The sequence below is a fragment of the Streptomyces sp. YIM 130001 genome (genome assembly GCF_003574445.1).
GTDB lineage: Bacteria > Actinomycetota > Actinomycetes > Streptomycetales > Streptomycetaceae > Streptomyces.
The window spans coordinates 212,864-223,735 of record NZ_KZ984560.1 but is presented as its reverse complement, the minus strand read 5'-3'; the positions used below and the strand labels follow the sequence as shown (position 1 = coordinate 223,735).

Annotated in this window: 9 protein-coding genes; 6 read left to right on the top strand and 3 right to left on the bottom strand. The window is 72.4% G+C overall.

The genetic code is table 11. The features are described 5' to 3' along the window. From DSC45_RS23515 to DSC45_RS23505, 3 genes are all read right to left on the bottom strand, one after another. Nucleotides 1–465: NUDIX hydrolase (locus tag DSC45_RS23515; RefSeq protein WP_119293902.1), on the bottom strand; the 465-nt coding region annotated here is incomplete at its 3' end. Between the two features lie 37 nt (nt 466–502). Further along, nucleotides 503–1,927, bottom strand: coding sequence for a HAMP domain-containing sensor histidine kinase (locus DSC45_RS23510; protein ID WP_119293957.1), 1,425 nt, complete (start codon nt 1,925–1,927; stop codon nt 503–505). A 23-nt stretch (nt 1,928–1,950) separates the two neighbouring features. Continuing rightward, a complete protein-coding gene (locus DSC45_RS23505; RefSeq protein WP_119293901.1) occupies nt 1,951–2,679 on the bottom strand; it encodes a response regulator transcription factor in 729 nt (242 codons plus the stop codon). A gap of 428 nt (nt 2,680–3,107) precedes the next feature. Between DSC45_RS23505 and DSC45_RS23500 the strand changes: the two genes are divergently transcribed. From DSC45_RS23500 to DSC45_RS23475, 6 genes are all read left to right on the top strand, one after another. Further along, nucleotides 3,108–5,546 carry a sensor histidine kinase gene (locus DSC45_RS23500; RefSeq protein WP_119293900.1) on the top strand — a complete coding sequence of 813 codons (2,439 nt, stop codon included), beginning with the start codon at nt 3,108–3,110 and terminating at the stop codon, nt 5,544–5,546. Then, a complete protein-coding gene (locus DSC45_RS23495) occupies nt 5,546–5,947 on the top strand; it encodes a roadblock/LC7 domain-containing protein (protein WP_119293899.1) in 402 nt (133 codons plus the stop codon). Before DSC45_RS23500 ends, DSC45_RS23495 begins: the two co-directional genes overlap by 1 nt. Before the next feature lie 101 nt (nt 5,948–6,048). Beyond that, complete coding sequence (locus tag DSC45_RS23490) at nt 6,049–7,266, top strand: ABC transporter substrate-binding protein (protein WP_240434795.1); 1,218 nt, start codon at nt 6,049–6,051, stop codon at nt 7,264–7,266. Nucleotides 7,267–7,271: 5 nt separating this feature from the next. Continuing rightward, the gene (locus DSC45_RS23485) at nt 7,272–9,335 is read left to right on the top strand and encodes a branched-chain amino acid ABC transporter permease (protein ID WP_119293898.1); all 2,064 of its coding nucleotides are present in this window, start codon (nt 7,272–7,274) and stop codon (nt 9,333–9,335) included. After that, nucleotides 9,332–10,117 (top strand): ABC transporter ATP-binding protein, encoded by a 786-nt coding sequence (locus DSC45_RS23480; protein ID WP_119293897.1) that lies wholly within the window; start codon nt 9,332–9,334, stop codon nt 10,115–10,117. Before DSC45_RS23485 ends, DSC45_RS23480 begins: the two co-directional genes overlap by 4 nt. After that, the gene (locus DSC45_RS23475; protein ID WP_119293896.1) at nt 10,117–10,845 is read left to right on the top strand and encodes an ABC transporter ATP-binding protein; all 729 of its coding nucleotides are present in this window, start codon (nt 10,117–10,119) and stop codon (nt 10,843–10,845) included. Before DSC45_RS23480 ends, DSC45_RS23475 begins: the two co-directional genes overlap by 1 nt. Nucleotides 10,846–10,872 lie beyond the last annotated feature (27 nt).

The window sequence follows — 10,872 nt, the reverse complement described above, 5'->3', positions numbered from 1 at the left end:
GGGGCCGGTGGGGGGCAGGGTGTGGGCGAGGGTGAGGGCGGTGTCGACCAGGGACGAGCGGCGGAGGGTGGGGACGTCGGCGAGTGGGGTCCAGGTGGATTTGAGGGTTTCGCCGTTGGGTTCGGGGCGGAGGTGGCCGCCGGTGATGCGGACGCGGTAGAAGATGCCCACGTTCTGGTGCTCGACGCCGGCGTGGGCGGTGGCCGCGGGGATCAGGCGTGAGTCCACGCCGAGGATGCGTTCGACCACCACGTCGCAGCCGGTCTCCTCGGCGAACTCCCTGACCACCGTGTCGAACGGGTCCTCCCCGTGCTCGACCCGGCCGCCCGGGAGCGTCCAGGTCCGGGAGAAGTGGTGGGCCAGCAGGACTCGTCCGTCCTCGATGCACACGGCGTACGCCGCCAGGCGGAAGGTCCCCGCGTGCCCCGTCGCGCGGTCGTCAGTACTGCTTCGGCTCGGCCTCATCGGGCCATCGTTGCGCACCTAGTACGCAGTAAGCCGCTCAGAGTTCTGGCGCCTCCGTCGCCTCCGGTGGGGGCGTCGGTGCGCCCGGGAGGCGGATCGTCGCCAGGGTGCCGCCCGCTCCGTCGTCCGCCGGGCGGAGCGTGACCTCGCCGCCGGACTGCTGGACCGTGCGTGCCACGATCGACAGGCCGAGGCCCGAGCCCGGCAGTGCACGGGCCGAGGGGGAGCGCCAGAAGCGGTCGAAGACGTGCGGGAGTTCGTCGGCGGAGACGCCGGGGCCGTGGTCGCGGACGGTGAGTGTGCCCCGGTCGAGGCGGACCTCGATCGTGCCGCCCGGCGGGCTGAACTTCACCGCGTTGTCCAGGACGTTGACGATCGCCCGCTCGAGGGCGGCCGGCTCCGCGCGGACGTACCAGGGGGCGAGCTCGGACGTCACGGTCAGCTCGGGGCCCCGGAGCCGGGCGCGTTCGAGGGCGTGCCGGGTCACCTCGTGCAACGAGACCACCTGGACGCGCGCGCCGGGCCCCGCCTCCGGGCGGGCCAGTTCCTGCAGATCGCCGATCAGCGCGGCCAGCTCGGTCATCTGCGCCTTCACCGAGGTGAGCAGTGCCTTGCGGTCATCGGGCGGGATGGCCCGGCCGGTGTCCTCACTGCGGGCGAGCAGCTCGATGTTGGTCCGCAGCGAGGTCAGCGGCGTACGCAGTTCGTGGCCCGCGTCCGCGATCAGCTGGGCCTGGAGATCGCGGGAGCTGGCGAGTGCGGCGGTCATCGCGTTGAACGACCGCGAGAGCCGGGCGATCTCGTCCTCGCCCTCGACGGGGATGCGGACCGTCAGATCCTCGGTGCGGGCCACGTGCTCGACGGCGCCGGCGAGTTCGTCCACCGGCCGCAGTCCCGTACGCGCCACCCACAGGCCGGCCGCACCCGCGCCGAGTACGCCGATGCCGGCGACCAGGACGAGCAGCAGCGTCAGGTCCTGCAGGGTCGACTCGACCTCGGTGAGCGGGCGGGCCACCGACACCGCGCCGTTCCAGCCGGTGAGCGGGTAGGTGACTACGCGGTACTCGGTGCCGTCGGCCCGCTCCGCGTTGTGCGTCGCCGTGTGGGAGCGGCCCTCCGCGACGGCCGTGTCCGCTGTCGTCACGTCCAGCTGCTCGCCCTGGATGACACAGGCCTTGCTCTGCGGATTGACCACCTGGATGGTCAGGCGCACGACGGGGGCGCCGGGGTTGTCCGGGATGTCGGGGGCCGAGGCCTGGCAGCCGTATTTGTCGATCAGGTCGACCACGGTCCGTGGCTGTACCTGGTTCTCCCTGAGGGACTGGTCGAGCGAGTCGTACAGCGCGCCGCGCACCACGAACCAGCAGGCCACCGCCGCGGCAGCGACCGCGACGGCGGCCGTCGCCGCGACCAGCAGCGCGAGCCGGGAGCGGAGCGGGAGCGAGCGGACGCGGGCGGGCACGGTGCGCCCTTCCGGCACAGCGTTCACTCCGCGCCGCCGGGGCGCAGGGCGTAGCCGACGCCGCGCACGGTGTGCACGAGGCGGGGCTCGCCGCCGGCCTCGGTCTTGCGGCGCAGGTACATGACGTACACGTCGAGGGAGTTGGAGCTCGGCTCGAAGTCGAAGCCCCAGACGGACTTGAGGATCTGCTCGCGGGTGAGCACTTGGCGCGGGTGGGCCAGGAACATCTCGAGCAGCGTGAACTCGGTGCGGGTCAGGTCCACGGCACGCTTGCCGCGGAAGACCTCGCGGGTGGCCAGATTCATCCGCAGGTCCGCGAACTCGAGCACGTCGTCGTCCTCGGCGCCGATCGCGGCCGCCGCGTACGAGCTGCGGCGCAGCAGGGCCCGGATGCGGGCGAAGAGCTCGTCCAGCTCGAAGGGCTTGACCAGGTAGTCGTCGGCGCCCGCGTCCAGGCCCGTGACGCGGTCGCCGACGGTGTCGCGTGCGGTGAGCATCAGGATCGGTGTCGTCGAACCGGTGGCGCGCAGCCGACGGGCGGCGGTCAGGCCGTCCATACGGGGCATCTGGATGTCGAGGATCAGCAGATCGGGCTGGTACGAGGCGAACTTCTCCAGGGCCTCGAAGCCGTCCTCGGCGACGGCGGTGCCGTACCCCTCGAAGGCGAGGCTGCGCTGCAGTGCCTCCCGCACGGCGGGCTCGTCGTCGACGATCAGGATTCTCGGGTCGCGGGCGTCTTCGGCGACGGGCATGTGGGTGGTCCTCCGGGGCGGCGCACAGGGTGGGGCGGCCTCCAGGGTCCCACTCGGGGGATCTGTTGCGCGTGAACGCGCGCTGTGGGCGGCCGGTGCTCGCGGGTGTCCGGGCACGGTGCCGTCGCCGCTTCCCGGGCGTCGCCCCGGGGGTGCGCACACAGGCGGAAGTGTCGGTTTCGCGTACGTAAGCGCCCTTCTTGTGAACGAGAATGTGCGGCAACGAACCCGTGTAGTACCGAAGTTGTCGCATTCGGACGTGAGGCGCCATAGCATGGGCGCGCATCAGGGGGTGCCACCCGTCACATCAGTCACTGTGGCCACCAGATGCCGACCTGCTGTCCCGACCAAACTGCAAGTCAGGTGTCAACGTGTTGCGTAAACCCCGGCTACCCGTCGGCCGAGGGCCTGAGCAAGGTGCGCGTGCCGTGCGGATCACCCGCCGGCTCATCCTGCTCGTCGCCGTCCCACTCCTTGTGGCTGTCGCCTTCGCGGCGCGCGCCCTCATGCCCGCCACCGGCCAGGTCGTCGAGGCCGGCCGGCTGACCGAGATGGTGCAGACCGCCGCGCAAGCCGGTGAACTGACCTACCACCTGCAGCGCGAACGCGCCGCGGCCGCGGGACTGCAGGCCTCGCAGGGCGACCCGGATCAGTTACAGGAGCTCGTCAAGGCCACCGACGAGAGCATCGCCCGCTACCAGCGGCACCGGGACGGCCTGTCCCAGGTGCCCGCCGCCTCGGCGTCCGCCCTCGAACGGATCGACCGTGACCTCGACGAACTCTCGTCGCTGCGTGCTCAGGCGCTCTCCGGCTCCGGCGCGCTCTCGGCGATGGCCTTCGGCTACCGCATCGTCGTCGCCGACCTCATCGCGTACCGCGACGGCATCGCGCAGGCCGACGGCGTGCCCGCGGACGTCGCCGACCACATCCGGGCCGCCGCCGCCCTGTCCAAGTCCCGGGAATGGGTGGGCCAGCAGCAGGTGACCGTGGCCCGCGCGATGGCCGACGGCGGGTTCACTCCCGCCACTCAGAACTCGTTCGGCGAGACCGAGTTGGGCTACACCGAGTCGACCGCCGTGGTCTTCTCCCTCGGCCCCTCCCAGTGGCGCACCTGGCTCGAACGTACGCTGGCCGGTCCGAAGGCGATGGCCGCCCAGCAGCTCGCCGACGAGGCCGCCCGCACTACGCCGGGACAGAAACTCGACCTGTCGCCGTCGGCGTGGCAGAAGGCGTCGTCCGACCGCCTCGCGCTGCTGCGCTCGGTGGAGAGCCGGGTGGACGACGACGTTCTCGCCACCGTCAAGAGCGAGCGCACCAGTCAGATGTGGTGGGCCGCAGGCGAGTTGGCGATCATCGTGCTCGCCCTTGTGGTGGCGGTCCTGATCGCCGTCCGGCTCGGCAAGGAGATGGTCGCCAGGCTGCGGCACCTGCGGAACGCGGCGCACGAGGTCGCCCACGAGCGACTGCCGCGCGAGGTCACGGAACTGGCGCAGCCGGGCGCTCTCGCCGGCACCAACCCCGACGAGATCGCCGCGAAGACCGCGAAACCGCTGCCGGCGATCACCGACGACGAGATCGGCGAGGTCGGTGACGCCTTCAACGCGGTGCACCGTGCGGCCGTCCGGCTCGCGGCCCAACAGGCCGAAGCACACGAGCGGTTCGCCGAGACCCTGGTCGGCGTGGCCCGGCGCGGCGCACAGCTGACCACGGTCATGACCAACGAGCTGAGCACGGTGCAGCGCGAGGAGCTGGACCCGTCCCGCATGGAGGTCCTGTTCGCCCTGGACCACCTCGCCATCCGCATGGAGCGCAACGCCAACAACCTGCTGGTACTGGGCGGTTACGGCCGCGGCCGGGTGCGTACGGCGAACCAGCCCTGCACCTCCGTGATCTACGCGGCCGCCCAGCAGATCGAACGCTTCAGCAGGGTCAGCCTCGGCCACGTCGACCCCACCATCGGCATCGCCGCACGCGCCGTCGACGACATCGCGCACCTGCTTGCCGAACTGCTCGACAACGCCACCCGGTTCTCGGCCCCCGACACTCAAGTCGGGGTCGCTGCCTGGCAGTTGTGGGACCGCGCCGTGGTGCAGATCGTCGACGACGGCGTGGGCATGAGCGACGGACGGCGGGCCGAGCTGAACGCCAAGCTCGCGGCGCCGCAGGCGGACATCGGCGGCGTCCGGTCCATGGGCGTCCAGGTGGCGGCCCGGCTGGCCGCGCGGCACGGCATCGTCGTGGAGATGCGGGCCTCTTCGGGGCCCGGCACGATCGTCGAGGTCACGCTGCCGAAAGAGGTACTCACCACCGTCCCGCGGTACGAGCCGCCCGCGCCGTCCACCCGCGACGAGGCCGGCAGCGCGGAGCGGACGGCCGAGGACGAGCGGGAGGCGAAGCCGGTCGTCGAGCGTGCCAGGCCGGCCGCGGTCAGGGGAAGCATCTCCGGCCGCTCGCGCATCGGCGCCGCGCTGCAGCCGCCGAGCATCCAGGGACCGGGTGGCGAACCGGCCCGGGAACACGGCGCCTCGGCCGCCGAAGGCGGGGACGCGGGCCGCGACCGGGCACCGACGCCCGCGGCACCCGCCACCGGCCCCCGCATCCCGACCCAGCCGCAGGTGTCCGGCGTCAGCGCCGCCGGACTGCCGGTACGCAAACGCCGCACGCCCGGCGACGGGACCGCGCCCGGCCGGCCCCAGGCCCGCCCCGCGGCCGCCGCCAGGAAGGCGCCCACCCGCCGTGACTCGCGGCAGGTGTCCGACGTACTGGCCGCCTACGCCCAGGGCATCAGCAGGAGCACGGACAGCCGTGGCGCCTCCGCCGCGGCAGCGAGCACATCGCCCGACGACACGACACAACGGAGCACGTGATGACCACCCCACCGACCGCCAGTTCACTGAGCTGGCTGCTGAGCGACTTCGCTCGCCGTACGCCGGAGGTCACCCAGGTGATCGCCATCTCGGTGGACGGGCTCGCGCTCGCCTACGCCGGCCTGGAGCGCGACGACGCCGACCGTCTCGCAGCCATCGCGTCGGGCGTCGTCAACCTGCTGTCCGGTGCGGCACAACAGCTCGGCAGTGACCCCGTGGAACACAGCCTGACCGCGATGGAGGGCGGCTATCTCTTCTCCATGGCGGTCTCCAGCGGCGCCTCGCTGCTCGTGGCCACCACGAGGGACGCGGACATCGGCGAGGTCAGCTACATGATGGCCGAGCTGATCAACCAGGTCGGGGACGCACTCACTCCCGAGACCCGCGAGATGACCTCGTAGCACTGAGCGATCACTCCCGGCCTTCGCGCCGCCTCGAAGGCACCTCTCCCCGGGCACCCCTGAGCCCCTCCGAGCAACTCCCCCTCAAGTTGGAGCACTTCGTGACAGTCAGAACACGCATACGGTCGTCCGCGCTGCCGAGAAAGCACCGGGCGGTGGGCGCCGCGGCCCTCACGCTCACCCTGGTCGGGGTCACGGCGTGCAGCGGCGGCGGCAGCGCGGAGAGCGGTGACGACACCGTCGACATCGGCTTCCTCGCCTCCCTCTCGGGCACCTACAAGCCGGTCGGCACCGACATGCGCAAGGGCCTCGAGCTGTATCTGGACACGCACGACAACAAGCTCGGCGGCAAGAAGGTCAAGCTGACCGTCGGCGACGAGGGCGACGGCCCGCCCACCGCCGTCCCGGCCGCCACCAAGCTGCTCAAGAAGGACAAGGTCGACGTACTGACCGGTATCGTCGCCAACGGTTCGTACAACGCCGTCCTGCCGCTGGTGAAGAAGGCCAAGGTGCCGCTGGTCTCCTCCAACGGCCGGCCCGAACTGAAGAGCGTCGAAGGGCTCTGGCACACCTCGTTCCTCTCGAACGAGCCGGGCGAGGCCATCGCCCCCTACGTCAAGGACAAGGTCGACGGCCCGGTCTACGCCATCGGCCCGGACTACCAGGGCGGCTACGACGAACTCGGCGGCTTCACCGACACGTTCAAGAAGATCGGCGGCAAGCTGGCCAACCCGGACGGCAAGACCACCTGGACGCCGTTCCCCGAGACCACCAACTTCCTGCCGTACCTCTCGAAGATCGCGAAGACCGACGCCAAGGCGGTCTACTGCTTCTACGCCGGCAAGGCGGCGATCGACTTCGCGAAGCAGTACGCCCAGTCGGACGCCTCGCACCTGCCGCTGTACTCCGCCTTCCTCACCGAAGGCAGCGTCCTCGACGCCCAGGGCAAGGCCGCCAAGGACATCTACTCGGTCCTGAACTACGCCCCGGACCTGGACAACGAGGCCAACCGGAAGTTCACCGCGGACTGGACGGCCAAGCACAACAGCCAGCCCACGTCGTACGCGATGTCGGGCTACGACTCCGGCGCCGTGCTCGACAAGGCGATCGCCAGCCTCACCAAGGACGGCAAGGACGTCACCCCGGACGCCATCAACGAGGCCATCGACGGCCTCGGACAGATCGAAAGCCCCCGCGGAACCTGGGAGTTCAGCAAGGACCACTCGCCGGTGCAGAAGTGGTACCTGCGCCAGGTCCGGCCCGACGGCAAGAAGCTCACCAACGTCATGGTCCAGGACCTGGCCACCATCGGAGGCTGACCACCTTGCCGGTCCTCGACGCCCATCTGGTGCCCGCGATCGACGGCGTGGCCTACGGGCTGCTCCTGTTCGTCGTCGCCGCGGGCCTCAGTCTCGCCTTCGGCACGGCCGGAGTGCTCAACCTGTCGCACGGAGCGCTCTACGCCATCGGCGCCTACCTCGGCGCCGAGCTGAGCGACGGCACCTGGGCCGGAATGCTGCTCGGTCTCGCCGCCGGAACAGCGGCGGCCTGCGCGGCCGGAGCACTGCTCTCGGTCGCCACGGCCCCGCTCGCCGGGCGCGGGCATCTCGCACAAGCCTTGCTCACCTTCGGCCTGGCACTGGTGGTGGGCGATCTCCTGGTGGCGATCTACGGGGCGGACGAACTGCCGGTGCGGGTGCCCGGCGCGCTCGACGCGTCGGTCTCCCTGTTCGGGCACCGCTATCCCGCGTACCGCCTGACGTTCATCGGCATGGCAGTACTGCTCGCGGCGGCCGGGACCTGGGTGCTGACCCGGACCCGGGCGGGCGCGGCGGTACGGGCGTCCGCGGACGACCCGCAGATGCTCGCCGCGACCGGGATCAACCCGAAGGCCGTGCACGCCGGGGTGCTCGCCGCGGCCGGTGCGCTCGCGGGCGCGGCCGGTGTGCTCGGTGCGCCGATCATCGGGCCCGGCCCCGACACGGCCGACACCGTGCTGATGCTGTCGCTCGTCATCGTGGTGCTCGGCGGACTCCGTTCGCTGTGGGGTGTGCTGTTCGCGGCGATCGGCGTCGGACAGGTGCAGACCCTCGGGGTGTCGGTGGCGCCGGACTGGGCGCCGTATCTGCTGTTCGCGTCGATGGCCGCGGTGCTCGTACTACGGCGGGGCGGGGCGATGGCCGCGGAGGGCGGCGGGCCGGAACTCGCCGCTGCGTCCGGCGGCCGGAAGGAGGCGCTGAGCCGGCTGCGTGCCCGGATCGCTGCGGCCACGGCCAGGGCGGTCCGGGCACGTGGCGCGCTGCCGCGGTTCGCGAGCCGAGGGCCGCGGGCCCGGACGATGCGGCGGATCCTGCCGTATGCCGTGCTGCTCGGGCTCCTGGCGGCGGTGCCGTCGCTGCTCGACGCGTACAGCGTCTCGCTCGTCGGCTACGGGCTCGCGCTCGGCCTGGTCGCCGTCAGCGTCACCGTCCTGACCGGCTACGCCGGGCTCCCGACGCTCGGGCAGACCGCGCCGTTCGCGGTGGGCGCCTACGCAACGGCGCTCCTCGCCGACGGGGGCATCACCGTCGGGCCGGTCCAGGTGACACTGGCGGCACTCGCGGCGGCCGTCTTCGCGCTGGTCACCGGGCCCGCGGTGATCCGGGCACGCGGCACCACGGTGCTGATGATCACGCTCGCCGTCGGGGAACTCACCAGCACCGTCATCGGCCAGGCGAAGTCGGTCACCGGCGGCACCGACGGCCTGTACGGCTTCCCCGCGACCGAACCGTTCTGGGGGAGCGGGCCGCTGGCCGACGAACGCAGCGCCTACGTCTACGTGTTGACCGTCGCCGCCCTCGCCGTGGCCGCCACCTGGCTGTTCCTGCGCTCGTCCGCCGGGAAACTGCTGACCGGCACCCGGGGAGCGGAGGAGCGGATGCGGGCGTCCGGCCACCCGGTGGCCCGGTACCTGATGCTCGCTTACGTGGGCGCGGGCGCGCTCGCCGGGATCGGCGGCTCGCTGCTCGTCACGATCCAGGAGTACGTCTCGCCGGCCGACGCGGGCTTCGAGATCGCCGCGCTCGCGCTGCTCGCGGTCGTCATCGGCGGAGCGACATCCGTCGTCGGCGCGCTGTTCGGCGTCGGCCTGATCGTCGTCACCCGGGACTGGCTGGCCGGGATCTGGCCCGGTCACGGGTCGCTGCTGCTCGGCATCCTGTTCGTCCTGGCCGTCTACCTGCTGCCGCGCGGACTCGCCGGACTGCGGCTGCCGCGCACCCAGGACCCGTCGGCGAGCGGTTCCACGGACGGTCCGGGAAGCGGCTCACCGCAAGCCGCTTCCTCCCTACCGGCGCACCGTACGGAGACCAAGGACGCCACCGACCGGACGATCGAGGCCACCCCATGACCCCCACCGATCCCCCCGACCGTCCGGCCCTCGCCCTCACCGGCCTCACCCGCCGCTACGGCAGCCTCACCGCGCTCGACGACGTCGGCCTCACTCTGGCCACCGGCGCACGGCACGCCGTCATCGGACCCAACGGCGCCGGGAAGACCACCCTGCTCAACCTGATCGCCGGCACCGAGATCCCCGACCGCGGCACCGTCGTCCTGGACGGCCGCGACCTCACCCGCACCGCACCCGCACGACGGGCCCGCCGCGGTATCGCCCGCAGCTTCCAGCAGCCGTCCGTGATCCCCGAACTGACCGTCCTGGACAACCTGGTGCTCGCGGCCTGGCGCCACCAGAGGTGGCCGGAGGGCTCCGGCCTCCCGCTGCTCGGACGCCGCGCACGGCACCGCACCGCCACCGCGTACGACCAGCTGGCCGAAGTCGGCCTCGCGGACGTCGCCGACGAACCCGCCGCCAGGCTGTCCCACGGCCGGCGCAGACTCCTCGACATCGCCGCCGCCCTGTCCGCCCGCCCCCGGGTCCTGCTGCTCGACGAGCCGGCCGCCGGACTGACGGACCGTGACATCGGCCGGCTGCTCGACGTACTCGACGGGGTCGACGACGCCGTCGCCCTGCTCCTGGTCGAGCACCACACCGAGGTCGTCGCGCGGATCGCCGACGCCGTGACCGTCCTCGTGGACGGCCGCACCCTGGTCACCGGTCCGGTACGCACCGCCCTCGACCACCCCGCCGTTCGCGAGGCCTACCTCGGGACCACCACAGCGGAGACCCACTGATGCTCGAACTGAAGGGGCTGACCGCGGGCTACCACGGCGGCACCGTCCTGCACGGCGTCGACCTCACCGTGCCGCCCGGCACCGTGCACGCCGTCGTCGGCCACAACGGCGCCGGCAAGAGCACCCTGGTGCACGCCGTCGCCGGACTGCTGCGGCCCACGGCGGGTTCCGTACGTCTGGACGGCGCCGAGGTCGCCGGCCGCGCGGCGCACCGCATCGCCCGCGCCGGGGTCGGGCTCGTACCGCAGGGCCGCCGTGTCTTCGCCGGCCTCACCGTGGACGAGCATCTGCGCCTCTCGTACCGGCCACCGGCCACCGCGAAGGAGGACGGGGCCCGGCCCTGGACCCCGGAACGCACTCTCGAGCTGCTGCCCCGCCTCGCCGAACGCCGCACCCACCGCGGCGCCGACCTGTCCGGCGGCGAACAGCAGATGCTGGCCCTGGCCCGCGCCCTGCTCAGCACACCGCGCGTGCTGCTCCTCGACGAACCCACGGAAGGCCTCGCACCCGTACTGGTGCGGCAGATCCACGAGTTGATCGGCACCCTCGCCGGCGAGGGCATCGCCGTGCTGCTGGTGTCCCCGAGCCCGGCGCTCGCCGCGGGCTGCGCCGACACCGTCTCGGTGCTCACCTCGGGCCGCATCACGACCCGCCTGGACGGCACAGCCGTACGCGCCGACCCGGCCGAACTGCACGGGGCACTCGCCCTCGCACCGACGGCCGGCTGACGGGCCCGCGCCCGGCCGACCACGGGC

What these genes read in the sequence shown, in the direction of transcription:
- DSC45_RS23480 (WP_119293897.1), top strand. Translation starts at nt 9,332, where the DNA reads ATGACCCCCACCGATCCCCCCGACCGTCCGGCCCTCGCCCTCACCGGC.
- DSC45_RS23475 (WP_119293896.1), top strand. Translation starts at nt 10,117, where the DNA reads ATGCTCGAACTGAAGGGGCTGACCGCGGGCTACCACGGCGGCACCGTC.
- DSC45_RS23505 (WP_119293901.1), bottom strand. Translation starts at nt 2,679, where the DNA reads ATGCCCGTCGCCGAAGACGCCCGCGACCCGAGAATCCTGATCGTCGAC.
- DSC45_RS23495 (WP_119293899.1), top strand. Translation starts at nt 5,546, where the DNA reads ATGACCACCCCACCGACCGCCAGTTCACTGAGCTGGCTGCTGAGCGAC.